The organism is Bradyrhizobium sp. 27S5 (assembly GCF_037217225.1).
GTDB lineage: Bacteria > Pseudomonadota > Alphaproteobacteria > Rhizobiales > Xanthobacteraceae > Bradyrhizobium > Bradyrhizobium septentrionale.
On record NZ_CP147714.1, the window covers coordinates 596,258 to 620,788 of the forward strand.

A 24,531-nucleotide genomic window follows, 5' to 3' on the forward strand; every position below is an offset into this window, starting at 1 on the left:
AGGGGGAGATCTGCAGGGTGGGGGAGGGCGGCGGCACCGCGCCCACCTGCCGATCTACGCCTTGCCCGCCGCCTTCGGCCAATACCGGTCACGCAGATGGCGTTTCACCAGCTTGCCCGTCGGCGTCCGCGGCAGCTCCGCCTCGAAGTCGATGCTCTTCGGGCATTTGATCGGCGACAGATGTTGCCTGCAGAACGCGATCAGCTCGGCCTCGAGATCCTTGCCGGCCTTGGTCATGTCGTGCGGCTGCACCACGGCCTTGACCTCTTCGCCCATCTCCTCGTTCGGCACGCCGAACACCGCGACGTCGGAGACCGCGGGATGCGTGATCAGCACGTCCTCGGTCTCCTGTGGATAGATGTTCACGCCGTCGGAGATGATCATGTAGCTCTTGCGGTCGGTGAGATAGAGGAAGCCTTCCTCGTCGAGGTAGCCGACGTCGCCGAGCGTCGACCAGCCCTTGGCGTTGTAGGCCTTCTTCGTCTTCTCGGGATCGTTGTGATAGGTGAAGGCGGGCGCGTCGGCGAAATAGACCTGGCCGATCTGCCCGGTGGGCGCCTCCTCGTCGTTCTCGTCCAGGATCTTGACCTTGCCGACCACGGCGCGGCCGACCGTGCCGCGATGGGTGAGCCATTGCTGCGAGGTCGAGACCGTGACGCCGTTGCCCTCGGAGCCCGCATAATACTCGATCAAGATCGGTCCCCACCATTCGATCATCTTCGCCTTGACGTCGACCGGGCAGGGCGCCGCGGCGTGGATCGCGCCTTTCAGTGAGGAGACCTTGTAGCGGCTGCGCACCTCATCGGGCAGCTTCAGCATGCGCACGAACATGGTCGGCACCAGCTGCGACTGCGTGACCTTGTGCTTCTCGACCTGCTTCAAAAATTCCTCGGCATCGAAATGCTCCATGATGACCGAGGTGCCGCCGAGCACCGTCGCCATCATGTTGAAGCGCAAGGGAGCCGCGTGATAGAGCGGCGCCGGCGACAGATAGATGCTGTCGGCGTTCATGCCGCACATGTCGGCGGTCAGAATCCGCAGGAACGGGTTCGGCACGTCGATCCGGTTGCCCTCGAACTCTTTCTTGATGCCCTTGGGCCGGCCGGTGGTGCCGGAGGAATACAGCATGTCGTAGCCCGCGACCTCGTCGGCAACCGGCGTGGTCGGCTGCGCGCCGGCTTCCTTGTCGTAGGAGCGGAAGCCCGGCGCCGGCTCGTCCATCATGTAGAACAGCGGCTCGCCGGGTTCGCCCTTGATCAGGCCTTTCACCTTGTCGGCGCATTGCGGCGTGGTGATGAACACCTTCGCTCCGCAATCCCTGATGATGTAGGCGATCTCATCTTCCGTCAGGTAGCGGCTGATCGCCGTGTAATAGAGGCCCGAGCGCTGCGCCGCCCAGCAGATTTCCATGAAGGCGAGGCGGTTTTCCATCAAGAGCGCGATGTGGTCGCCGGCCTTCAGGCCGAGCGATCGAAACAGGTGCGCGCCCTGGTTCGAGAGCTCGTCGAGCTCGCGATAGGTGATGGATTTGCCGGACACCGCCATCTGGTAGGCGATCTTGTCGGGCGTATTGCGCGCGTGGATAGAGGGGTGGGTCACAAGGCGTTCCTCAAGGTGGTCGTCCCGGCGAAAGCCGGGACCCATAACCACCGATCTTATTTATTGAAATGAGCTGGGGCCTCAGCTCGCCATAGCCACATCGACCTGTGGTTATGGGTCCCGGCTCAAGGCCGGGACGACACCTTTTGTATGGAGGCTCTTGCGGCCTCTCAAACGCTTCTTAAAGGTCAGGCGCTCTTACAGCCGCTCGACAATCGTCACGTTCGCCATGCCGCCGCCTTCGCACATGGTCTGCAGGCCGTAGCGCTTGTTGCGCTGCTTCAGCGCGTGCAGCAGCGTGGTCATCAGCTTGGTGCCGGAGCCGCCGAGCGGATGGCCGAGCGCGATCGCGCCGCCGTTGACGTTGAGGCGCGCCGGATCGGCGCCGGTGGTCTTCAGCCACGCGGTCGGCACCGAGGCGAAGGCCTCGTTGACCTCGAAAAGGTCGATGTCGTCGACCTTCATGCCGGCCTTCTGCAGCGCGCGCTGGGTCGCCGGCAGCGGCGCTTCCAGCATGATCACGGGATCGCCGCCGATCATGGTCAGATGATGGATACGCGCCATCGGCTTGACGCCAAGCTCTTGAGGCCCTTCTCGTTGACGACCATCACGCCGGAGGCGCCGTCGCAGATCTGGCTCGCGCTCGCCGCGGTCAGCTTGCCGTTCTCGGCGATCAGCTTGACGCCTTTGATGCCGTCGAGGCTGGCGTCGAAGCGGATGCCCTCGTCGATATGGTGGGTATCGGTCGAGCCGTCAGCGCGCGTGATCTTGACCGGCACGATCTCGTCGTTGAAGTGGCCGGCCTGGGTTGCCGCGATCGCGCGCTGATGGCTGTTGTAGGAATATTCGTCGAGCTCATCCTTCGACAGGCCGTACTTCTCGGCCATCATCTCCGCGCCGGTGAACTGGCTGAAGATGATGTTGGGGTACTTCGCCTCGATGCCCGGGCTCTTGTAATGGCCAAAGCCGTTCTTGGCGGGCAGCGAGGAGGCGAGCCCCATCGGCACGCGGGTCATCGATTCCACGCCGGCGGCGATCACGCAGTCCATGGTGCCGCTCATCACGGCCTGCGCCGCGAAGTGCAGCGCCTGCTGCGAGGAGCCGCACTGCCGGTCGATCGAGGTCGCGGGCACGCTCTCCGGCAGCTTGGATGCCATCACCGCGTTGCGCGCGACGTTGTTGGATTGCTCGCCGGCCTGCATCACGCAGCCCATGATCACGTCCTCGACCTGCGCGGGGTCGACACCTGATCGCTCGACCAGCGCATCGAGCACGGTCGCGGCCAGATCGGCCGGATGCCAGCCGGCAAGACGCCCTCCCTTGCGGCCGCCCGCGGTGCGAGCGGCGGCGACGATATATGCCTCGGCCATGTCTGATCTCCCTGATGTTCTGATTGGGCGGTTTTGAAAGTTGGGCCGGATTTAAGGGGCGGCTCCGCATTTAGTCAATCAATCAATTAACTCTTGAGTGCAGCCCCGCCATGGGCTTATGTGCGGCCTCGATTTACCGGCGAACCCGGAATCAAGAGCGGGACCAGAGCGCAGTTGAATACCAGCGTACCGACGAAACTTGCTGCGGGCAAAAACGCCACGGCGGACAAGCTATTGGTGGCAGCCAGCGAGCTGATGATCGAGCGCGCCTCGATCGAGGTCTCGCTGTCCGACATCGCGCAGAAGTCGGGCGTCAACGCCGCGCTGGTGAAATATCATTTCGGCAACAAGGACGGGCTGTTGCTGGCGCTCTTGGCGCGCGACGCCGCGACCGAGATCTCGCAACTCGAATATCTGCTGGCGCAGCCGATCTCGCCATCCGCGAAGCTGCGGCTGCATATCGGCGGCATCATCCGCGCCTATCACCAGTTCCCCTATATGAACCGGCTGATCCATTATCTGCTGCACGAGAGCTCGGCAGGCGCTCCGGACGAGGTGTCGAAATTCTTCGTCGCGCCGCTCCTGGATTTTCATCGCCGCCTGTTGGCCGAAGGCATCAAGGCCGGCGAGTTCCGCAAGATCGATCCGGTGCTGTTCTACACCAGCCTGATCGGCGCCTGCGATCATCTGTTCTTCGGCCGCCACGCGATGTCGCGCGCGGTCGGCGTCGGTCCGGTCACCGACGAGGTCTGCCGCGAATACATCAAGCACATGGAAGCCTTGATCTTCGGCGGCGTGCTCAATCCCGATAAGGAAACGGCGGCGGTTGCCGCCGGATAACAAGTTCGAAGTCTAGAGAAGAAACGTTCAAGGAAGGGCTATTCCATGCAGTTGAAAGACGTTGCCGTTCTCATCACCGGCGGCGGCTCCGGCCTCGGTGCCGCGACCGCCCGCGCCATGGCCGCCAAGGGCGCCAGGATCGGCGTGATCGACCAGAACAAGGAAAACGCCGAGAAGGTCGCCGCCGAAGTGAGGGGCGTCGCCCTGCACGCCGACGTCACCGACGAGGACGCGATCAAGGCGGCGATCGCCAAGGCCGAGGACGCCCACGGCATCGCGCGCGTGCTGATGAACTGCGCCGGCATCGGCGGCTCGCAGCGCATCGTCGGCAAGGACGGCGTCTATCCGCTGGCGAAGTTTGTCCGCATCATCAACGTCAATCTGATCGGCACCTTCAACGTGCTGCGCCTGTTCGCCGAGCGGCTGGCGACCGAAGCCCCGATCGGCGAGGAGCGCGGCGTCGCGATCAACACCGCGTCGGTCGCGGCCTATGAAGGCCAGATCGGCCAGATCGCCTATTCGGCCTCGAAGGGCGGTGTCGTCGGCCTCACGCTGCCGGCCGCGCGCGACCTCGCCAGCCTGAAGATCCGCGTCAACACCATCGCGCCCGGCCTGTTCCTGACGCCGCTGCTGATGGGCCTCAACGAGGAAGCCCGCAAGAGCCTCGGCGCCCAGGTGCCGCATCCGGCCCGCCTCGGCGATGCCTCGGAGTACGGCAACCTCGCCGTCCACATCGTCGAAAACCCGATGCTGAACGGCGAAACCATCCGCCTCGACGGCGCCATCCGTATGGCGCCGCGCTAGCGGCGAACTCCGCCGTACTTCCCTTCTCCCCTTGTGGGAGAAGGTGGCCATAGGCGGCGTCGGGCCGCCGTCCTTTAAAGAGGACGCCGATGCTTTGCATCGGCTATGCGTAGTCCGCGACGGATGAGGGGTTCTCCCCGCGGAGACAGACCCCTCACCCAACCGAATGCAAGGCTAATAGCGAACATGCCCTCTCCCACAAGGGGAGAGGGCACAGTAACGAGCATCGCGTTCGCTGAACGGTCGGGAGGACCATGCGCGTGTCTCAACCGCTGCTGATCGAACATCACGACGGGGTCGATTGGGTCACGCTCAATCGTCCCGAAAGCCTGAACGCGCTCGATCCCGCCATGATCGATGCGCTCAACAGCTACTTCCAGGGCCTGCAGCGCAACCGCGACACCCGAATCGTGGTGCTGAAGGGCGCCGGTGCGAATTTCTGCGCCGGGCTCGACCTCAAGCACGCGATGGCGCGCCGCGGCGGGCAGACCGAGCCGCCCGGCGTCACCGAGTCGCTCGACTCGCAGCGCCGCATTGCCGACATCGTGATGCTGATGCGGCGTTGTCCGCAGCCGATCATCGCGCTGGTGCAGGGCGCGGCCGCCGGCGGCGGCTTTGCGCTGGCGCTCGCCGCCGACATCCGCATCGCCGCAAAGAATGCGCGGATGAACTGCGCCTTCATCAAGCTCGGCTTGGGCGGCTGCGACATCGGCACCAGCTATTTCCTGCCGCGCCTCGTCGGCGTCTCCGTCGCGTCCGAACTGATCCTCACCGGGCGCTTCATCCATGCCGATCGCGCACTCGCCGTCGGCCTTGTCTCCGAGGTGGTCGAGGCCGCCGATCTCGACGCCGCCGCCAATCCTTATGTCGAGGCGATGATGACGGCCTCGCCGGTCGGTCTCCGCCTCTCCAAGGAATGCATCAACATGAGCGTCGATGCCGGCTCGATCGAAGCCGTGATTGCGATGGAGGATCGCAATCAGGTGCTGTGCAGCCGTTCGGAAGATTTTCAGGAGGGCATCAGGGCCTTCCTTGAGAAACGAAAGCCTGTCTATATCAGGCGCTGACAAAAAGTCCGCAAAGGACAAGAAATTCCGGGAGACGCAAAATGGATGGTGACGCGGCGATGCTGACAAAACCCGCCTTTCGCAAGGTGGACTGGCTCGCGCGTGACATCGCGGTCGAGCGGCGCGACGACGGCACCGTCGTGCTGCAGTCGCGGATTCCGCTCCAGGCTTATGAGACGCACATTCCGGCCTATCTCGCCAAATGGGCGGCGCAGGCGCCGGAGCGCATCTGGCTCGCGCAGCGTGGCGGTCCCGACCGAGCGTGGCGCAAGCTCTCCTATGGCGAAGCCAAACGCACCGTCGATGCGCTGACGCAGGGCCTGCTCGATCTCGGCATTGGTGCAGACCGGCCCGTCGCGATCCTCTCGGGCAATTCGATCGAGCATGCGCTGATGACGCAGGCGGCGATGCAGGCACGGTTGCCGGCCGCGCCGGTGTCGCCGGCCTATTCGCTGATGAGCCAGGATCATCTCAAGCTCAAATATCTGTTCAACCTGATCAAGCCCGCCGTCGTGATGGTGCAGGATGGACCTGCCTTCGAGAAGGCGCTGAAGGCGATCGATCTCACAGGGATCACCGTCATTCACGTGCTGCGTCCGTGCGAGGGCATCAAGAGCGTGGCCTTTGCCGAGCTTGCCGCAACGCCGGTGACATCCGCGGTCGGTGAGTCCATCGCGAAGATCACGCCCAATACCGTCGGCAAGCTGCTGTTCACCTCGGGCTCGACCGGCATGCCCAAGGCCGTCATCAACACCCAGGAGATGATGTGCGCCAATGCGGCGATGATGATGCAGGTGCGGCCGCGTGAAACGGCTGGGCCGATCCCGACCGTGCTCGACTGGATGCCGTGGAATCACACCATGGGCGGCAACGCTGCGTTCAATCCGGTGCTGGTCGACGGCGGCATGCTCTATATCGACGACGGCCGGCCGATGCCGGGTCAGCTCGAGGAAACCATCAGGAATCTGCGCGAGGTCTCGCCGACCTATTACGCCAACGTGCCGGCCGGCTATGCCGCGCTCGCAGCCGTCATGGAGAAGGACGAAGCGCTGTGCCAGAGCTTCTTCAAGAACCTCGCGATCATGGGTTATGGCGGCGCGCGGCTGCCTGACGATCTCTACGACCGCATGCAGGCGCTGGCGGTGAAGACCACTGGCGAGCGCATCGTGTTCTACACCGGCTGGGGCTCGACCGAGACGGCGCCGACCTCGACCGGCACCTATTGGGACACTGAGCGCGTCGGCCTGATCGGCCTGCCATTCCCCGGCGTCGAGCTGAAGATGGTGCCGTGCGGCGCGAAATACGAACTGCGGCTGCGCGGCGTCAACGTCACGCCGGGCTATTTCGGCCAGCCTGACCTCACCGCCAAGATGTTCGACGAGGAAGGCTTCTACTGCATCGGCGATGCCGGTGTGTTCGTGGACCCTGCGGATCCGCTGCAGGGCATCATCTTTGCCGGCCGCGTGGTCGAGGACTTCAAGCTGACCACCGGCACCTTCGTCCATGTCGGCTCGCTGCGCACCGATGCGATCGCGGCCGCGACGCCGGTCGTGCATGACGCGCTGGTGGCGGGGCAGGACCGTGAGTTCATAGGCCTGTTGTGCTGGCCGAACCTGCACGCCTGCCGTCAGCTCGTCGGCAATGCCGAGGCGACTTACGACGACGTGATCCGGCACCCCGACGTTGTCGCCTGCGTCAGGAAAGGCCTGCAGGCCCACAACGCGTCGACCACCGGCAGCAGCATGCGCATCGCGCGCGCGATGCTGATGGTCGAGCCGCCGTCGATCGACGGCAACGAGCTCACCGACAAGGGCTACATCAACCAGCGCGCCGGCCTCGAGCGCCGCGCCGCGCTGGTCGAGCAGCTTTATGCCGACAAGCCCGGCGACGAGGTGATCGTTTTGAACTGACCGTAGGATGGGTAGAGCGCAGCGAAACCCATCATCTGACCAAGCAATCGATGGGTATCGTCCGTAGGATGGGTAGAGCGCAGCGAAACCCATCATCTGACCAAGCAATCGATGGGTATCGCTTCGCTCCACCCATCCCACGAAGCCAAGCAACAACGCGGGTAGCGCCATGAATTTCGATTTCTCCGACGAACAGAAGCAGATGCGCGACGAGGCGCGGAAGTACCTCGCCGAACAATGCCCGCCCAAGGCCGTGCGCGAAGTGCTCGACGGCAAGGCGCCCTACGACAAGGCGCTGTGGAAGGGCCTCGCCGAGATGGGCTTCCTCGGCGTCGCGATCCCGGAGCAGTTCGGCGGCGCGGGCGCCGGCCATCTCGAGCTCTGCGTGATCGCCGAGGAAATGGGCCGTGCGCTGGCGCCGGTGCCGTTCTCGTCGACCGTCTATCTCGCCGCCGAAGCGATCCTGATCGCGGGCAGTGACACGCAGAAGCAGAAGTGGTTGCCGAAGATCGCCTCCGGCGATGCCATCGGCACGCTCGCGCTGTTCGAGGGCCACGGCAATCCGTCGCCGAAGGCGGTCAAGGTCACTGCCAATGGCGGCGTGCTCAACGGCGTCAAGAAGCCGGTCGCCGATGGCGCGATCGCCGATTTCGCCGTGGTGGCCGCGCGCACCGGCTCGGGCGGACGTGAATCCGATATCTCGCTGTTCATCGTCGACCTCAAGGCCTCAGGCGTCGAGGTCAAGTCGCTCACCAACATCGATCTCACGCGCGGCCAGGCCGAGATCACCTTCAAGGACGCCAAGGCCGAGCCGCTTGGCGCCACCGGCGAGGGCTGGAGCGTGATCACCCAGGTGCTGGATCGCGCCGCGGTGCTGACCGCGTTCGAGCAGGTCGGCGGCGCCGACCGCGCGCTGGAGATGGGCCGCGACTACGCGCTCGACCGCATCGCCTTCGGCCGTCCGATCGGCTCGTTCCAGGCGGTGAAGCACATGCTGGCCGACATGTATGTCTCGGCGACGCTGGCGCGGTCGAATTGCTATTACGGCGCCTGGGCGCTCTCGACCAATGCCGGCGAGCTGCCGGAAGCCGCCGCCGCCGCGCGCATCAGCGCGACGCAGGCGTTCCAGCACTGCGCCAAGAACAACATCCAGGTTCACGGCGGCATGGGCTTCACTTGGGAGTTCGACTGCCACATGTACTACCGCCGCGCCAATGCGGTGGCGCTCGGCCTCGGCAGCCTGTCCTATTGGGAAGACGCGCTGATCGACCGCATGCGCAAGAAGAACGCGGCGTAAGGGGTGCTCGTGTCCCGGACGCGGTGCAGCGTGAAACGCTGCTCCGCAGAGCCGGGACCCATCGGGCTACTATGGACCCCGGAACAGCAGCGCACCACTCCGTGCTGCGCCGCATCCGGGGAACGCAGGAGAGGACAGAGTCATGAATTTCGACGACACTCCGCAGGAAGCCGCATTCCGCGCCGAGGCGAAAGCCTGGATCGTGGCGAATGCGCCCAAGCAATATGAGGAAGAGCTGCGCAAGGCCTCGCTCGGCCGCTTCCAGCTCAAGGGCGCCAATATCCTCGAGGTCGCCAAGGCCTGGCAGAAGAAGAAGGCCGACGCCGGCTGGGCCTGCCTGCACTGGCCGAAGGAGTATGGCGGCCGCGGCGCATCGCCGATCGAGCGCGTGATCTGGCAGCAGGAGGAGGGCCCGTTCGGCCGCCTCAGCTCAATGTTCATCATCGGTCACGGCATGTGCGGCCCGACCATGATGGCGTTCGCCGGCGAGGAGCAGAAGCGCTCTTACCTGCCGCCGCTCGCCTCCGGCGAGAAGATCTGGTGCCAGCTGTTCTCGGAGCCGGCCGGCGGTTCCGACGTCGCGGGCCTGCGGACCCGCGCCGAGAAGCATGGCGACGAATGGGTGATCAACGGCCAGAAGATCTGGACCTCGGGCGCGCACTATTCCGACTACGGCATCCTGCTCACCCGCACTGATCCGACCGTACCGAAGCACAAGGGCCTCACCATGTTCTTCCTGGACATGAAGAGCCCGGGCGTCGAGGTGCGGCCGATCAAGCAGGCGAGCGGCGCTTCCGACTTCAACGAGGTCTATTTCACCGACGTCCGGATTCCGGACTCGCAGCGGCTCGGCAATGTCAATGACGGCTGGAACGTGTCGCTGACCACGCTGATGAACGAGCGCATGTCGATCGGCGCCGGCGTCTCGACCGGCTTCCCCGAACTGTTCGACTTCTGCAACAGCCTGATGCTGGAGGACGGCCCGGCGATCGAGAACCGCGCGGTGCGCTCGAAACTGGCGAACTGGGCGGTGAAGGCGAGCGGGCTGAAATACACCAGCATGCGCGCGATCTCGGCGCTGTCGAAGGGCGAGCGGCCGGGGCCGGAGAACTCGATCGGCAAGCTGGTCGCCGGCTCGATGATCCAGGACGTCGCGACCTACGCGCTCGACCTGCAGGGCGCCGCCGGCGCGCTGAGCGGGGTAGAGGATGCCGAGGCCGCCGGCAAATTCCAGGCGATGCTGCTGCGCGCGCCCGGCACCCGCGTCGAGGGTGGCACCGACGAGATCATGCGCAACATCATCGCCGAGCGCGTGCTGGGCCTGCCCGGCGACATCAGGGTCGACAAGGACGTTCCCTTCAACAAGATCCCGACCAAGGGCCGCGCCTGACCGCGCGCAACTGAAAGAGGTTCGCCATGAATTTCGATGACACGCCGCAGGAAGCCGAATTCCGTAGCCTCGCCCGCAGCTGGGTCGCCGCCAATGCGCCGAAGGAGTTCGAGGAGGAACTGTCAAAATCCTCGCTCGGCCGCATCAAGCTCGCCAGGCATGACATGGTCGAGGTCGGCAAGGCCTGGCAGAAGAAGAAGGCCGAGGGCGGCTGGGCCTGCCTGCACTGGCCGAAGGAATATGGCGGCCGCGGCGCCACCCCGATCGAGCGCGTGATCTGGCAGCAGGAAGAGGGCGTCTACGGCAAATTGACCCAACCGTTCCAGATCGGCGAGGGCATGTGCGGCCCGACCGTGATGGCCTGGGGCGGTGAAGACGCCAAGCGCCGCTATCTGCCGAAGCTCGCGTCGGGCGAAGAGATCTGGTGCCAGCTGTTCTCCGAGCCGTCGGCCGGCTCCGACGTCGCGGGGCTGCGCACCCGCGCCGAGAAGAAGGGCGACAACTGGGTCGTCAACGGCCAGAAGATCTGGACCTCCGGCGCGCATTATTCCGACTATGGCCTGTTGATCGCGCGCACCGACCCGAATGTGCCGAAGCACAAGGGCCTCACCATGTTCTTCCTCGATATGAAGAGCCCGGGCGTCGAGGTGCGGCCGATCAAGCAGGCCAACGGCATGCAGGAGTTCAACGAGGTCTATTTCACCGACGTCGTGATCCCGGACAGCCAGCGCCTCGGCGCGGTCGGCGAGGGCTGGAGCGTGTCGCTGACCACGCTGATGAACGAGCGCATGTCGATCGGCTCGCGGCTCGCGACCGGCGTCCCCGAGATGTTCGAGTTCTGCTCCAATCTGATGCTGGAGGACGGGCTTGCGATCGACGATCCGGCGGTGCGCTCCAAGCTCGCGAGCTGGGCGGTGAAGGCGAGCGGGCTGAAATATACCAGCTACCGTGCGATCTCGGCGCTGTCGAAGGGCGAGCGGCCCGGTCCGGAAAACTCGATCGGCAAGCTGGTCTCCGGCCTGATGCTGCAGGACATCGCGACCTATGCGATGGACCTCGAGGGCGCGGCCGGCAGCCTTACCGGCACCGATGAGGAGCAGGCCAACGGCCAGTTCCAGCAGATGCTGCTGTCGTCGCCTTCGATGCGCATCGCCGGCGGTACCGACGAGATCCTGCGCAACATCATCGCCGAGCGTGTTCTCGGTCTGCCCGGCGACATCCGGGTCGACAAGGACGTGCCCTACAACAAGATCCCGACCAAGGGGCGTTGAGGGGATCGTACGTGGGTTAGCGAAGCGTAACCCACCATTGGCTATCAACCACGTGCGACAGAAGCGGTGGGTTACGCCTTCGGCTAACCCACCCTACGCAGAATAGGATGCGCAATGGACGCCGTCGTAAAACAACAAGACCGCATCGGCGCGCTCGAGGAGCTGCTCAACGAGCGCTACTCGGTGCGCGCGTTCCAGCCGCGCGAGGTGCCGCGCGAGACCATCGCGCACATCCTGGCGACTGCGCAGCGCACCGCGTCCTGGTGCAACAGCCAGCCCTGGCAGGTCCTGATCGTGTCCGGCGAGGCCAAGGAACGGTTCCGCAAGGCGATCTATGCCGAGGCATCGCGCGGGCTTGGCGAAGACTACGACTTCACGCCGCCGCGCGAATATGTCGGGGTCTATCTGGAGCGCCGCCGCGAAAGCGGCTTTCAACTCTACAACACGCTCGGCATCACCAGGGGCGATAAGGCGGCGTATGCAAAACAGGCGCTGGAGAACTACAATTTCTTCGGCGCCCCGCACATTGCCGTGATCCACACCAACGAGCCGCTCGGCATCTACGGCGCGATCGATTGCGGCGGTTATGTCTCGAACTTCCTGCTGGCGGCGCAAGCGCTCGGGCTCGGCACCATCCCGCAGGCCGCGATCGCCCGCCATTCCGGGCTGATCCGCCGCCATTTTGGCCTGGCCGACGATCGCCGGGTTGTCTGCGGCATCTCGTTCGGCTATGCCGATCATGCGCACAAGGTGAACAGCTACCGCACCGCGCGTGCGACCGTGGCAGATACTGTCACATTCGTGGACGTATAATTCCCCGAGGGCTGAGTCCGCCCGGGACAAAAGCGACCAAGACAAGAAACGACAAGAAAAAAAGCGACAACAAGAACAATGGCGAACGACGCCTCGCTCACGGCGGGCAGGATCAACAGGCAGCTGCACCGTCTCCCCGCGCTCGAACGCGACGCGTTCATCGCTGCGCATTATCTGGGCCAGCCGGTCGCCTGGGAAACCCGCTTCTTCGACGCGATCGACTGGGGTGCGGGCTCGGTGCTGCAGTTCAGCTTCCTGCAGCGCGGCTGGCACCGCCATTCGCGGCTCGACAATCCGATCTATGCCCATATCGATATCGAGCAGCATCCTGAAACGCGCGGCCTGCGCCGCGGCCGGCGCATCGATCTCTACGGCACGATCAAGGGCATCGACTTCGTGACCGGGATTACGCTGACGCTCGACCGTTTCGAGATCCTGCCGGTCAATTTTCTCGACCGCTTCGTGATCAGCTCCGATAGCCGGTACTAGCGCCGGGCCGCGCGGCGCGCCTGCCTCTCGGCATAGCGCGCGGACATCGCGCCCGCCAGCTCGGCCATCTTCTCGCGCAACTCCGCGGGCGCGATCACCTCGGCCTCGGCGCCGAGCCGCAGCAGCTCGGTCGCCGCATGCCACACCGTCTTGCCGACCGGCATGGTGGCGACCCGCCAGCCGTCGGGCTCGGTGCCGTCAGCAAGCTGCATCCGTGCCTTCACGTAAGGATGCGCCAGCGCATCGAACAGTTTCAGCCCGAACGGCGACAGCCGCACCGTGGCCTGGTTCGGATGCAGCTCGGCCTCAAGCCGTTCGATCGAGGCGCGCCAATAGGCGGCGAGGTCGAAATCCGCCGGCCGCGCGAATGGCGTCTCAAGTGTCTCACAATCCAGCACGCGAGCCACCCGATAGGTGCGCACATTGCCGTCGACGAGGCCGGCGAGATACCAGCTGCCGCCCTTCAGCACGAGCCCGAGCGGCGCCACCCGCCGCCGCTTCTCGGCCTTCCAGCTCTGGTAGCGGATCTCGATCAGATTTTCGCGCAGCACTGAGGCTGCAATGGCGCGCAGATGCTTCGGCTCCTCGGTCTCGCCGAACCAGCCGGGCGCGTCGAGATGGAAGCGCTGCTGCATGCCCCGCGCGTTGGGCCGCAGATTTTCCGGCAGCGCGGCCATCAGCTTGCTCTGCGCCGCGACCATCGCGGTGTCGAGGCCGAGTGCCGCGGCGGGGCCGGGCAGGCCGGCCATGAACAGCGCCTCGGCCTCGCCCTGCGACAGCCCGTTCAGCCGCACGCGATAGCCGTCGAGCAAGCGATAGCCGCCCTCGGCGCCACGGTCGGCATAGACGGGCACCCCGGCGGCCGAGAGCGCGTCGATGTCGCGATAGATCGTGCGCACCGAGACCTCGCAGGCCTCGGCCAGCTCGGGTGCGGTGACCTGCCCCCGCGCCTGCAGGGTGGTGAGGATGGAAAACAGCCGGCTTGCGCGCATGGCCAGATCATACCTGACACAAGATGTCAGGTATAGGCGGACATAAGGAGGCCATGCCGCCCGACGGCGCAAGGAGACTGCCCATGACCACCGCTGCCACCACCGACCGCGTCACGCTGTATTACTCGCCGCAAAGCCGCGCCACCGGCACGCGCGTGCTGCTCGAGGAACTCGGTGCGCCCTATGATTTGCATGTCCTCAACATGAAGGCGGGCGAGCAGCGCAAGGACGCCTATCTCGCCATCAATCCGCTCGGCAAGGTGCCGGTGGTCCGCCACGGCGATGCGCTGGTCACCGAGCAGGTCGCGATCTTCATCTATCTCGCCGATCTGTTTCCGCAGGCCGGCCTGACGCCCGCGCTGAACGACCCGCGCCGCGGCCCGTATCTGCGCTGGATCGCCTATTACGGCGCCTCGTTCGAGCCGGCCGTGATCGACCATTTCAAGAAGCGCGAGCCGGCGCCGATCACCCAGTCGCCCTACGCCGATTACGACAGCATGCTGGGCGCGCTGGAAGCGCAGCTCGCGAAAGGGCCCTATCTGTTCGGCGAACAGATCACGGCGGCCGATATCCTCTGGGGCATCGCGTTCAGCTGGACCATGATGTTCGGCCTGGTGCCGAAACGGGATGTGTTCGTCCGCTATGCCGAACGCATCACGGCGCGCCCGGCTTTCGCAAGGATATCGAAGGCCGACGATGCGATGGCGGCGCAGCATGCTGCAGCCGCCGGCGTGTGATACGATCGTCGCGATGGCCAAGACACTGCAAAAGATGCCGCACAGCCCACTGCACAGCACCAACTGCTTCAACACCTTCATCCGCGTGGCGGAGGATTGTCCGGCGCGGAGCGGCGAGGAGCCGCAGCCGCGCGGCGGCCAGCCGACGGTCGCCGTGCTGCAATACCGGATGATATCAGGCGCGCCGTACACATACACTTCCGACGACGTGGTGTTCGCCACGTCGGCGGCCGGCCGCGCGCTCGATGCCAAGGCTGCGAACAACAAGGCGGCGAAGAAAGAACGCAGCCTCGCCCGCGAGGCGTTCTTCTCGCGCGGCCAGGCCTGCATGCGTGCCTCGCCGCTCGGCAAACGCTTCGGCTGGGGCGTCCACGCCGATGCCGAAGGCCGCATCGCGCTCTACGCGGTCGACAGCAAGCGCTACCAGGCCCTCGCCGGCGATCCGGAGATCGCGCAAGTCCGTGCGATGCGGTCGAAGCGGGCGTAAGGGGAGAGTGAAGCGTCGCGCGTCGCTGCTAAGCCCGTCATCCTGAGGAGCGCGTAGCGCGTCTCGAAGGATGCACGGCCACACTCGGGCCGTCGACCCTTCGAGACGCGCGCAAGAGCGCGCTCCTCAGGGTGACGGTACGATCGATTTGGAGCGCTGCGTTAGAACTTCGGCGCCCGCTTCTCGGCGAATGCCTGGATGCCTTCCTTGATCTCGTCGCCGCGCATGCTGTCGCGGTGGCGGGCGTCGGCTGCGGCTGCATCGAGCTCGCCGCGGGCGAATTCGTTGACCGCGCGCTTCATGCCGGCCATCGCCTTGGGCGCATTGCCGGCCAAAACATTTGCAAGCTTGTCGACCTCCTCGTCGAGCAGGTCGATCGGCACCATCGCAGTGAGGTAGCCGATCCGCAGCATCTCGGGCGCGGTGATCCTCGAGGCGGTCAGGAACAGCATCTTCGCGTTGTCGACGCCGAGCCGTGTGACGTAGCGCTTGATGCCGCTGGTGTAATAGTGCAGACCGAGCCGCGCCGCCGGCATGAACATCTCCGCGGTATCGACGCCGATCCGGAAGTCGCAGGCGAGCGCGAGGTCGGTCGAGCCGCCATAGACGCCGCCATTGAGCCGGCAGATCGTCGGCACGGCCAGATCTTCCAGACGGTTGACCACGACCTCGAACGCCGAGCCCGCACTCTGCTGCTCGCTGGCGCTCACCGCGCGCTCGGCCACCGAGTTGAGGTCGTAGCCGGCGGAGAACGCGCGGCCGGTTCCGGTCAGCACCAGCACGCGGATCGCAGGATCGGCCTCGATCCAGTCGAACAGTTTCAGGAGCTCGCCGAGGTCCTCGGCCTGCAGGCGGTTGAGATGCTTCGGCCGGTTGAGGCGGATGGTGGCGCGCGCCCCCGCAATCTCGAGCACGGGTCCGCTGGCGGTGTCGGCCGCGTCAGCCATCTTGGTCTCCATTATTGGTTCTCACGTTCGCGCCGCTTCGCCTCGGCGTCGATGGTCTCGGCGAGATCGGGATGCCTTGCCATCAACAGGCGGAAATCGACCAGGTCAAGCACCAACAGCCGCGTCACCTTGCTGGTGGCGACGCTGGCGGCGCGCTTGGCGTTGCCGAGCAGCGCCATCTCGCCGAAGAACGCGCCTTCGCCGAGCTTGACCTTGCGCCCGGGCAGGTCGACCTCCACCTCGCCGGCGGCAACGAAATACATGCAGTCGCCATTGGTGTCCTTGCGGATGATCATGGTGCGCGGCGGCAGGTCCATGGTCCGCAGCACCTGGGTGACGTCGGCGATCGCGGCCGGGCCGAGATGCGCGAAGAACGGCACCTTGCTGACGGTCTCCCAGGTCTTCAGAAAATTGTCGCGCCGGGTTTCCGCAGCAAAGCCGGTCGCCAGGATACCGGTCCACAGCCCGAACACGCCGAGGCCCGAGATCATCACCATGGCGGCGACCACGCGGCCGAGCGGGGTGATCGGCACCACATCGCCATAGCCTGTCGTGGTCAGCGTCACCACCGCCCACCACAATGCCGCCGGCACGCTGCCGAAGGTCTGCGGCTGGACGTCCCGCTCCAGCAAATATTCCGCAACGGAAGCCAGGAACACCACCATCAGGAAGATCACGAGCACGCTGAGCAGCGGGCCGGACTCCACCACCAGCACGCGCCGGAGCTGGCGCAGGCCGGGAATGCCCGGCACCACCTTGAGCACCCAGAGCACGCCGAACAGCCATGCCGTCTTCGGCTCGAGGCCGGAGAGCAGGGCGAGCGGCACCGCCAACGCGCCGATTGCATCAACCACGCCTGCGCTGGACAGCGCGTAGAACCAGAGCTTGCCCTGCCGTCGCATATGGCGCAGCCGCACCACCCATTCGAACACGAAATAGGCAAGGCAGGCCGAGAGCAGCGCACCGATCCAGTGCGGGGCGGCGTCATAGGCCGGCTGCACCGTCAGCAGCGTCATCATGGCGATGCCGGTCGCGACCGCGACATAGGCCGCCGTGGTCATGTTGCGGCCGGCGGTGGCCGAAACGAAGGCGGTCAAAGCCGGAAGGACGAGCCGCTTGGACATCAGAACGGAGGTTGCCTGTCGACGAACTGTTGAAATCGGGCCCCGCGCGCGGCGGAGCCTGCGTCACAACGTGCCCGTCCTCCTTGAGGCCGTCAACGCGCGGGCCATTCGCGCATCAAGTCAGCAGGGCAGCCGTTCGTTGGACGAATGGCCCAAAAGGCCTAACCATCCTGCCCCGATTTTGCGCCCGCGAATGTGAGAAATCGGACAAATCGTCGCTTTTTCACCGTATATCAGGGATGCTGGCGGCCGATACGACCCCGGCCGGAATGAAGCGACTAATAAGACGATCTATTCACTTCTTGAGCATTGGTTGGTTTCCGATGGACACCTCACACCTCGCGGAACACGCCGGCGCCGCCGGCAGTCTGTTCGCATCGATCTTCGTGGTCGCCACGCTGTCGATGCGGACCATGATCCCGTTGCGCGTGTTCGCCATCCTGACCAACATCATCCTGATCGCGACCGCGATCCCGACCCACAATTACGCCGTGCTGATCCTGCATTCCGTGCTGCTGCCGGTGAACACCTACCGCCTGCACCAGATGCTGCAGCTGGTCCGCAACGTGAAGAAATCGGTCAACAGCGATCTGTCGATGGAGTGGCTGAAGCCGTTCACGACGGAGCGCAAATGCACGGCGGGCGAAGTCCTGTTCTACAAGGACGAGAAGGCCGACAGCATGTTCTACATCGTCAGCGGCCGCTTCCGCCTGGTCGAATCGGGCATCGAGCTGCCGGTCGGCGCCATCGTCGGCGAGTTCGGCATGCTGTCGCCGTCGAACACACGGACCCAGACGCTGGAATGCGTCGAAGGCGGCATGGTGCTGTCGGTGACCTATGACCAGGTCGAGCAGCTTTACGTCCAGAACCCGGCGTTCGGCTTCTACCTCCTGCGGCTGTTCAGCGCCCGCCTGTTCCAGAATATCTCGACGCTCGAGCAGCGGCTCGCGCAACACACCACGCCGCAGGTTGCGGAGCCAAAACCTGCATGAGCCCGCCGTGACCAGTTCTGGAGGCGCCGCAGTGCCGGATGACGATAGTCTCCTGGCTTCGCTCCGCTATCTCTTCGCCGATATCATCGGCGACGAGGACGAGGGGCCGCCCGTGCTGCCCGAGGCTTGTCCGGATCATCTCGGGCCCGCGGTCACCGAGGCCATCCATCTGTTGATCGCCTATCAGAGCACGAGCTACGCCCAGCTCTATATCGACCGGCTCAAGCGCTTCGTCGGCCGCCGCGGCGTCGATGACGCGCTGCTCGCGGACATCGCGCGGCTGATGGCGGAGCGGATGGCCTATGAGGATGCGATCCGGATCGCGCAGCTCAAGCTCGGCGAGGTCTATGCGGCGGGTGGCCTTGCGGCGCGCTCGGCCGACGATGTCAAGAAACTTCGCCTCGACGAGCTGATCGACGCTTTGCCGGCCGTGGTTGCCGATCCGATCCTTACCGTGCTCGATCAGTTCGGCTGGCGCCGCCGCAGGGTCTCGATCCGCTTCAGCGCCAACAACCGCTTCAGTGTTCGCCGGCTCAGGATCGAGGCGGGCCTGAAGCGCTGGCGGCTGTTCTCGGTGCGCTATGCCAAGGAGCGCGTCTGGGTCGAGCGCTGGCTGCACATGATCGACCGCAGCCTCACCAAGCAACCGGCCGCGGCGTCGGCGGTGGTGCAGACCGCGACCATGATCCAGGGCTATGGCGATCCCTATCGCCAGGGCATCGCGGACTGGCACGCGATCATCGACGGGCTCGCCAAGCCGACCTTCGACGGCGTGCTCGCGCTTCCCGATCTCGCCGCCGCGATTGCGGAAGCCCGCGCCGCCATCATGCCCGATCCCCGGCAGGCCGCACTGAAGCGCAAGATCGCCGAGATCCGCGCCCGGGTGCCGGCGGCGTAGTCATCGTCGCATTGTGATTTGAAACGACTCCATCACCGTCATCCTGAGGAGCGCGAAGCGCGTCTCGAAGGATCGACGGCCCGACCGTGGCCGTGCATCCTTCGAGGCTCGCTCCGCTCGCACCTCAGGATGACGGGACTGGCGGCGTCGCTCTATCCACGTCATTGCGAGCGAAGCGAAGCACTCCATAGCTCCACAAGCGGAGAGATGGATTGCTTCGTCGCTTCGCTCCTCGCAATGACGAGAGCAGGGCAGGTTGTAGCGGCTATTCCGCCGCGGCGGTGACCTTGGTCAGCGCCTGCTGTCCGGCTTCAGTGAGCTCGGAAAGCGTCGTTCTGCCGCTGCTGGCGCACTTGATGATGTATTTGGCAACGTATTTTCGGGTGGCGTGTTCCTCGCCATGACGCGCCTCGGCGCAAACCCGGTCGAGCGCAAAATTCATGATGGCGAGTGTATGTGAGTCGAATCTCTCCTCGATCATCGCAGCCCCTCCCTATGGGCCGGTGTCCGGCGCGGCTTATTTGCGGAGCGTCAGCCACTCGCTGACTTCCATCACCGTCTCGGTCTGTCTGGCTCTCTTCATCAGCGTTTCGCGTTCGCGCCCCGGCGGCAGCTCGCGTGCCGCAAGGCGTGCATCTTCGGCAAATTTTTGCAGACGGTCCTCGAACGATCCCGGGGGACGCGCCCTGTTGCGTTTCTTCTTGATCATGCCGCCTCCGGTCTGGAACCGGGAATACTTGGCATGCTCCCCGGAGGCCGTCGTTAACCCATGACATCGGCGGATCGAATTCATCTTTTGCATCGCAGGAACGATCTCCGGCGCCATGCGTAGCACCCGTGTGTTCACTGCTCTTCACCCCGGGGGCAGTGGACCACTCCGGTGACGGGCCTCGGCGAATTTCATCGTCGGGGCCCGCACATCTTTAGGGATATCAGCTAAGGGAAATCGGCAATGGCACATTCCAATCACGGTATCGTCAAGGACGACAAGGGTCAGGAGCAGCCGGCCGACAAGGAGCGCGCGCAGAGCGCTCACAAGACCGACCCCCGAAAGTCGCAAACACGCGAAGCGACGCGGGACCCCAAGCTGAATGACGCCGGCAAGACGCCGGGCTCGGGCATGACGCCTGACGACAGCGGCGATCCCCCGACAGGCTGAATGTCGTTTTGCCCTGCAGCAACTGCGCAATGCGGCAGGAACGATGACCCTGGTCCATCGTTGGCCTCGGAAGATCACAGGAGATTTGACATGGCGACAGACGCAAAAGAAATCGGAAACCTCATCGGCAGCGACAAGGTCGAGGGCACCGCGGTCTACGGATCGGATGAGCGCAAGATCGGCTCGATCGAACGCGTCATGATCGACAAGACAAGCGGACGGGTGTCCTACGCCGTGCTCGGCTTCGGCGGCATTCTCGGCCTCGGCAACGACCATTATCCGCTGCCTTGGCAATCGCTCAAATACGACACAAGGCTGGGCGGTTACGTCACGGGCGTGACCGAGAGCCAGCTGCGCGGCGCGCCGAAATACGGTAGCGAGCGGGACTGGAATTGGGCCGATAACGGCACCACACGCGCGGTCAACGATTATTATGGCGTGCCGCTCGTCTGAATGACGTCGGCCTGAAGGCGTCACGTTTTGCTGGACGCCGCCCCGCTGGCACCGGATCTGTACCGCGCTTGAGGACATTACCGTTGCGTCCTCCGGCGTGTGTACACTAGTGAACAGACGGCAATAGCTGTGCAATGTAACATACGTTATTGAAAACGGAGCGGCGGTTACCCGATTTAGCATCCGGGGAGACCAATGTCGTTGGCGTCGCTAGTCCGGAAATTGGAGCAGTTCGTACGGCTTTCGCCGGTCGACCACGCCATTCTCAATCGCGCGTCGACCGAGCGCGTCCGTCACTTCGGTCCGCGCGTCGACATCGTCCGTGAGGGCGAGAAGCCGAAGGACGTCCATTTGATCCTGTCCGGCTGGGCCTGCCGCTACAAGCAGCTCGAGGACGGCCGCCGTCAGGTGGTGTCGTTCTTCCTGCCCGGTGATATCTGCGACGTGAACGTCTTCATCCTGCGCGAGATGGATCATTCGATCGGCACCATCACCCCGGTGTCGATCGCCGACCTCTCGCGCGAGTTCTTCGAAAAGGTCGCGGCCGAACATCCCCGCATCGTCACCGCGTTCTGGTGGGAGACGCTGGTCAACGCGGCGATCCAGCGCGAATGGACCATGAGCCTCGGCCAGCGCACCGCGCTGGAGCGGGTGGCCCATCTGCTCTGCGAGATCTGGCTGCGCCTGCGTCTCGCCGGCCTGACCCAGGGCGACAGCTGCGACTTCCCGCTGACCCAGGGCGATCTCGCCGACGCCACCGGGCTCTCCAAGGTCCACGTCAACCGAACGCTGCAGGAGCTGCGCGCCGACGGCCTGATCGTGCTCAAGGGAAGGGCGCTCGCCGTCCCCGATCTCGACCGGCTGATGCAGGCCGGCCTGTTCAACCCGAACTATCTGCATATGGATCACGAGGGACGGCAGCTCGATGCCGCCGGGACGCCGACGGACGTTGCGGCCGGGTGATCGGCGCGTCAATCGGGCAAGGCGCACCGCGCTTTCCCCGGCGGCCAAGTAGAGCAGGCTAATTAAAGAGCCCGGCACCTCGATGGTGATCGATGAGCCGGGCCGAACTAGCGGCCCTCGCCCTTTACGCTACGCTTTGTCGCGGTTAGCGACGATCGGATGCGCGAGCTTCAACTGGATCACACTGCCCCTTAGGCCGCTTCGGCGTTCACCGCGGAGACGGCAATGGAGGTCAGCGTCTCGTCGGTTTTCTTTTCTTCATTCAGGGTTTGACCGAGCAGCTTGACGGCATCCGGCATGTTCAGCTTGTCGGCCCAGGCTTTGAGCGTGCCATACCGCGAGATTTCATAGTGCTCGACCGCCTGAGCGGCAGCGAGCAGACCGGCGTCCAGCGCGGGCGCGTCGGCGTATTCCTCCATGATTTCCTTGCCCTCGTCGAGGATGCCTTCGATGGCATCGCACTTCTTGCCACGGGCGGGCTTGCCGAGCAGCTCGAAAATCTTTTCGAGGCGTTCGATCTGGCCTTCGGTCTCGTCGTGGTGCTTCTCGAAGGCGGCGCGGAGCTTGTCGGACGCTGCTGCCTTTGCCATTTTGGGAAGCGATTTGTAGATCTGCTTCTCGGCGTAATAAATGTCCTTGAGGGTATCGAGGAAGAGAGCGTTGAGGTCTTTCTCGGCCATGGTCAACTCCGTTGCGAATGATGGTGCAGATGAGTCTTCCAACACACGGCCGTGATCGGCGTTCCTATTGTGGCTGATGCGCCTTCCGGAATCACGTCCTCATCGTTTCTTCCTCCGTGCCGCAGAAGACCAGGCTCCGGCAACACGGCGCGTCCAACGGCATGACCGTCGGCCGTTAAGTGCACTTTGTAACACAGCGATCTGCACCACTGTGTTGCGTGCTCTCGCATGATTGTGGAGGCGGTCAAGCACGTGGCCCATCTGTCGCAGGGCAGCTTAGGAACGAAGGTCTCTGGCCTCGGTTGATCGGTCGTCTGAATAACGGAGGTCGACGATGGATTGGAATCGAGTTGAAGGAAACTGGAAGCAGATGAAGGGGAAGGTGAAGGAGCAATGGGGCAAGCTGACCGATGATGACCTCGACGTCATTGCCGGCAAGCAGGACCAGCTCGAGGGCCGTCTGCAGCAGCGCTACGGCTACGCCAAGGACCAGGCCCAGAAGGAAATCGACACCTGGTATGGCCGCCAGAAGTGGTGAGCAAAAAAGCCCCGCACTCGCGGGGCTTTTTTTGCAAGGATCTCGGCCAGAGAGAATGATGTTGGGCAGGGTGCGCCCCTGTTGGCACCTGTGCGATCGCGGGGTCTCGATGAGACCCCGCTTTCCAGTGACCGCATCCCGCGGGCGGCGTCAGATCCTTGCGCCGGGACCGGCTACTTGCCTTCCGGGACCCAGGTCGTGCTCGCCTTGTCGTATTTGAAACCCGGTGCTGACTTCAAACCGTCCTTGGACTCGTTCAGGGTCAGCCACCATTTATTGTCCTTCTTCGTCGTCTTGACGGCGGTGAATGGAACGATGACGTCCTTCTCTCCCGCACCGAGAAAGCCGCCGACGCCGATCACCAGACCGTTGACCTTGCCGGACTTGTCGACGAGCACATCATCAACGTCGCCGATCTTGTTTTGCTGCGGATCGTACACCGACTGCTTGTAATAGTTGGTCACGGTCCAACTCTCAGCGGGCGCGGCCGACATGGTCTCCGCGGCATGCGCCGCTGTCATCATTCCAGCCGCAACAACGCATCCTGCAATCAACTTGTTCATTTTCTTCTCCTCCATATGAGGCATTTGTAACCTCACGCCTTTGAAGAAGTTCCTGTTCAGTGGAGTTGCTGGACGTTCTTCTGCTTCTTGCCGACGAACGACCATGCCTCATCAAGTTCTAGGCGTTCGGTGCGGATGCCGACGCCTTCGCAAAGCGCGGCAATGACTCAGGAGGTCTTCAACCTCCCCGAGGCGACGGTCACGATTACCTTTCCGAAGCAGCTTTCCATGGGAGAGCGACCAGACCTGGAGGATCAACTGAGTTTGCTTTTGCGTCGCGTTAAGCGACCGGCGAACAAGGACGATGAGGCCGTCAACTGAGGCAGCCTTTCAGGTATCCCATGATCGACCGTGTGCCGCGCGCAGTGCTGTTGTTGCTGGCGCTAACGCTAGGTGGCCGCTTGCGCGGTGATCTTGTGAAGCAAGCCAACTGAGCTGACGCTCAAGCGCACAACGCGACCAAGCTGTATAAGACTTGGCGGCGCTGGCACTTAAACTGGAAACTGCAATCCTCCAGTATGAGGGATACGTTTGGGCGCGCAAAACGTTGCTATGCGTAGCGGCTCGACGCGCAAGCGGTTGGTTGGTCACTACTGGGGAGGTCGAAGCTCGGTGGATCGCAGCCACTCGCTCATATGCGATCCGGTCTCAGCCTGTCTGGCCTTCTTCAAAAGGGCTTCCCGATCAGGCCCGGGTGTGAGCGCGTCAGCTTGCCGGCGCAGGAGTTGCGCCTCGTCAGCCAAACGTTCTTCCAGCGATTGTGTTTGCTTGAAACGACGCCGTTGCATGGCGCGCTCCTTTCCATATGAGGAAGGCGGGAGCGCAACCAGGCGGTCTCGTCACCGATAGTAGCCACGAGCGGGGCGGTGATAGCGATATCAAGCATCATTAATGCCCTTGGTTCTGTCCACTAGTGTACACAGCGGCGGAAATAGTTTCGGCCGCAAACCGGAAGGACAGATGGCGACCTATGGGAATTTATGTGCCCAGAACTGAATAGGCTTCTCAGTAGTCCTGCCGAGAACATCGACCAAGCCTTGGTTTCTGTTCGCTTAAAGCAAAGCAGGTCACTCCCAAATTCAACCCATCGCGCGGGGAAAGCCGGAGTGTTTCCGGTTACACCTGTGGTCCTACCCCCGAGCTTTCTA

The 24,531-nt window shown here is 64.1% G+C and carries 26 protein-coding genes and 1 pseudogene; 18 read left to right on the forward strand and 9 right to left on the reverse strand.

All coding sequences use genetic code 11. From position 1 onward, the window contains the following. Positions 1 to 54: 54 nt before the first annotated feature. Together WDM24_RS02815 and WDM24_RS02820 are read right to left on the reverse strand one after the other, a co-directional pair. Complete coding sequence (locus WDM24_RS02815; protein ID WP_338830374.1) at positions 55 to 1,599, reverse strand: acyl-CoA synthetase; 1,545 nt, start codon at positions 1,597 to 1,599, stop codon at positions 55 to 57. 198 nt (positions 1,600 to 1,797) lie between these two features. After that, positions 1,798 to 2,969: pseudogene (locus WDM24_RS02820) on the reverse strand (acetyl-CoA C-acetyltransferase). A 174-nt stretch (positions 2,970 to 3,143) separates the two neighbouring features. Between WDM24_RS02820 and WDM24_RS02825 the strand changes: the two are divergent. The 9 genes from WDM24_RS02825 to WDM24_RS02865 all read left to right on the forward strand — a co-directional run bounded on the left by WDM24_RS02825 (position 3,144) and on the right by WDM24_RS02865 (position 12,850). After that, positions 3,144 to 3,809 carry a TetR family transcriptional regulator gene (locus WDM24_RS02825; RefSeq protein WP_166299179.1) on the forward strand — a complete coding sequence of 222 codons (666 nt, stop codon included), beginning with the start codon at positions 3,144 to 3,146 and terminating at the stop codon, positions 3,807 to 3,809. Positions 3,810 to 3,854: 45 nt separating this feature from the next. Continuing rightward, on the forward strand, positions 3,855 to 4,613 hold the full coding sequence (locus WDM24_RS02830) for an SDR family NAD(P)-dependent oxidoreductase (RefSeq protein WP_338830375.1): 759 nt from the start codon (positions 3,855 to 3,857) through the stop codon (positions 4,611 to 4,613). A gap of 260 nt (positions 4,614 to 4,873) precedes the next feature. Beyond that, positions 4,874 to 5,680 (forward strand): enoyl-CoA hydratase/isomerase family protein, encoded by an 807-nt coding sequence (locus tag WDM24_RS02835; protein WP_338830376.1) that lies wholly within the window; start codon positions 4,874 to 4,876, stop codon positions 5,678 to 5,680. Positions 5,681 to 5,721: 41 nt separating this feature from the next. Next, the gene (locus WDM24_RS02840; protein WP_338830377.1) at positions 5,722 to 7,590 is read left to right on the forward strand and encodes an AMP-binding protein; all 1,869 of its coding nucleotides are present in this window, start codon (positions 5,722 to 5,724) and stop codon (positions 7,588 to 7,590) included. A 169-nt stretch (positions 7,591 to 7,759) separates the two neighbouring features. Further along, positions 7,760 to 8,887, forward strand: a complete 1,128-nt coding sequence (locus WDM24_RS02845; RefSeq protein WP_338830378.1) for an acyl-CoA dehydrogenase family protein — start codon at positions 7,760 to 7,762, stop codon at positions 8,885 to 8,887. A gap of 142 nt (positions 8,888 to 9,029) precedes the next feature. Next, positions 9,030 to 10,277, forward strand: a complete 1,248-nt coding sequence (locus tag WDM24_RS02850; protein WP_338830379.1) for an acyl-CoA dehydrogenase — start codon at positions 9,030 to 9,032, stop codon at positions 10,275 to 10,277. Positions 10,278 to 10,303: 26 nt separating this feature from the next. Then, on the forward strand, positions 10,304 to 11,548 hold the full coding sequence (locus WDM24_RS02855; protein WP_338830380.1) for an acyl-CoA dehydrogenase: 1,245 nt from the start codon (positions 10,304 to 10,306) through the stop codon (positions 11,546 to 11,548). A 114-nt stretch (positions 11,549 to 11,662) separates the two neighbouring features. After that, positions 11,663 to 12,361, forward strand: coding sequence for a nitroreductase (locus tag WDM24_RS02860; RefSeq protein WP_338830381.1), 699 nt, complete (start codon positions 11,663 to 11,665; stop codon positions 12,359 to 12,361). Positions 12,362 to 12,439: 78 nt separating this feature from the next. Next, positions 12,440 to 12,850 (forward strand): hypothetical protein, encoded by a 411-nt coding sequence (locus tag WDM24_RS02865; protein ID WP_166299172.1) that lies wholly within the window; start codon positions 12,440 to 12,442, stop codon positions 12,848 to 12,850. Here the strand turns inward: WDM24_RS02865 and WDM24_RS02870 are convergent. Next, a complete protein-coding gene (locus tag WDM24_RS02870; RefSeq protein WP_338830383.1) occupies positions 12,847 to 13,842 on the reverse strand; it encodes a YafY family protein in 996 nt (331 codons plus the stop codon). The genes WDM24_RS02865 and WDM24_RS02870 overlap by 4 nt on opposite strands. Positions 13,843 to 13,925: 83 nt before the next feature. Here WDM24_RS02870 and WDM24_RS02875 point away from each other — a divergent pair, with 83 nt between their 5' ends. Continuing rightward, positions 13,926 to 14,579 (forward strand): glutathione S-transferase family protein, encoded by a 654-nt coding sequence (locus tag WDM24_RS02875; protein ID WP_338830384.1) that lies wholly within the window; start codon positions 13,926 to 13,928, stop codon positions 14,577 to 14,579. Between the two features lie 13 nt (positions 14,580 to 14,592). Continuing rightward, the gene (locus WDM24_RS02880) at positions 14,593 to 15,066 is read left to right on the forward strand and encodes a DUF6157 family protein (protein ID WP_338830385.1); all 474 of its coding nucleotides are present in this window, start codon (positions 14,593 to 14,595) and stop codon (positions 15,064 to 15,066) included. Between the two features lie 161 nt (positions 15,067 to 15,227). Here WDM24_RS02880 and WDM24_RS02885 read toward each other — a convergent pair whose 3' ends face one another. After that, a complete protein-coding gene (locus WDM24_RS02885) occupies positions 15,228 to 16,013 on the reverse strand; it encodes an enoyl-CoA hydratase/isomerase family protein (RefSeq protein WP_338695048.1) in 786 nt (261 codons plus the stop codon). An 11-nt stretch (positions 16,014 to 16,024) separates the two neighbouring features. Beyond that, positions 16,025 to 17,137 carry a cyclic nucleotide-gated ion channel gene (locus WDM24_RS02890; RefSeq protein WP_029077942.1) on the reverse strand — a complete coding sequence of 371 codons (1,113 nt, stop codon included), beginning with the start codon at positions 17,135 to 17,137 and terminating at the stop codon, positions 16,025 to 16,027. 323 nt (positions 17,138 to 17,460) lie between these two features. Here WDM24_RS02890 and WDM24_RS02895 point away from each other — a divergent pair, with 323 nt between their 5' ends. Both WDM24_RS02895 and WDM24_RS02900 read left to right on the forward strand, forming a co-directional pair. Next, complete coding sequence (locus WDM24_RS02895; RefSeq protein WP_029077941.1) at positions 17,461 to 18,129, forward strand: Crp/Fnr family transcriptional regulator; 669 nt, start codon at positions 17,461 to 17,463, stop codon at positions 18,127 to 18,129. Between the two features lie 31 nt (positions 18,130 to 18,160). Then, complete coding sequence (locus tag WDM24_RS02900) at positions 18,161 to 19,027, forward strand: DUF6537 domain-containing protein (RefSeq protein WP_338832566.1); 867 nt, start codon at positions 18,161 to 18,163, stop codon at positions 19,025 to 19,027. Between the two features lie 265 nt (positions 19,028 to 19,292). On the opposite strand, the gene WDM24_RS02905 is transcribed toward WDM24_RS02900, so the two are convergent. Both WDM24_RS02905 and WDM24_RS02910 read right to left on the reverse strand, forming a co-directional pair. Further along, a complete protein-coding gene (locus tag WDM24_RS02905) occupies positions 19,293 to 19,508 on the reverse strand; it encodes a hypothetical protein (protein WP_338695054.1) in 216 nt (71 codons plus the stop codon). A 36-nt stretch (positions 19,509 to 19,544) separates the two neighbouring features. Further along, positions 19,545 to 19,853, reverse strand: a complete 309-nt coding sequence (locus WDM24_RS02910; RefSeq protein WP_224741354.1) for a hypothetical protein — start codon at positions 19,851 to 19,853, stop codon at positions 19,545 to 19,547. Positions 19,854 to 19,979: 126 nt separating this feature from the next. Between WDM24_RS02910 and WDM24_RS02915 the strand changes: the two genes are divergently transcribed. From WDM24_RS02915 to WDM24_RS02925, 3 genes are all read left to right on the forward strand, one after another. Next, a complete protein-coding gene (locus WDM24_RS02915; RefSeq protein WP_166299165.1) occupies positions 19,980 to 20,186 on the forward strand; it encodes a hypothetical protein in 207 nt (68 codons plus the stop codon). 90 nt (positions 20,187 to 20,276) lie between these two features. After that, positions 20,277 to 20,639, forward strand: coding sequence for a PRC-barrel domain-containing protein (locus WDM24_RS02920; protein WP_338695058.1), 363 nt, complete (start codon positions 20,277 to 20,279; stop codon positions 20,637 to 20,639). A gap of 201 nt (positions 20,640 to 20,840) precedes the next feature. After that, positions 20,841 to 21,602, forward strand: a complete 762-nt coding sequence (locus tag WDM24_RS02925) for a Crp/Fnr family transcriptional regulator (protein ID WP_338830386.1) — start codon at positions 20,841 to 20,843, stop codon at positions 21,600 to 21,602. 191 nt (positions 21,603 to 21,793) lie between these two features. Here the strand turns inward: WDM24_RS02925 and WDM24_RS02930 are convergent, their stop codons facing one another. Beyond that, on the reverse strand, positions 21,794 to 22,282 hold the full coding sequence (locus WDM24_RS02930) for a ferritin-like domain-containing protein (RefSeq protein ID WP_338830387.1): 489 nt from the start codon (positions 22,280 to 22,282) through the stop codon (positions 21,794 to 21,796). Positions 22,283 to 22,616: 334 nt separating this feature from the next. Here WDM24_RS02930 and WDM24_RS02935 point away from each other — a divergent pair, with 334 nt between their 5' ends. After that, positions 22,617 to 22,820, forward strand: coding sequence for a CsbD family protein (locus WDM24_RS02935; RefSeq protein ID WP_166299160.1), 204 nt, complete (start codon positions 22,617 to 22,619; stop codon positions 22,818 to 22,820). Positions 22,821 to 22,993: 173 nt separating this feature from the next. Here the strand turns inward: WDM24_RS02935 and WDM24_RS02940 are convergent, their stop codons facing one another. Next, the gene (locus WDM24_RS02940; RefSeq protein WP_338830388.1) at positions 22,994 to 23,488 is read right to left on the reverse strand and encodes a PRC-barrel domain-containing protein; all 495 of its coding nucleotides are present in this window, start codon (positions 23,486 to 23,488) and stop codon (positions 22,994 to 22,996) included. Positions 23,489 to 23,545: 57 nt separating this feature from the next. Between WDM24_RS02940 and WDM24_RS02945 the strand changes: the two genes are divergently transcribed. Continuing rightward, positions 23,546 to 23,704 (forward strand): hypothetical protein, encoded by a 159-nt coding sequence (locus WDM24_RS02945; RefSeq protein ID WP_338830389.1) that lies wholly within the window; start codon positions 23,546 to 23,548, stop codon positions 23,702 to 23,704. Positions 23,705 to 24,531 lie beyond the last annotated feature (827 nt).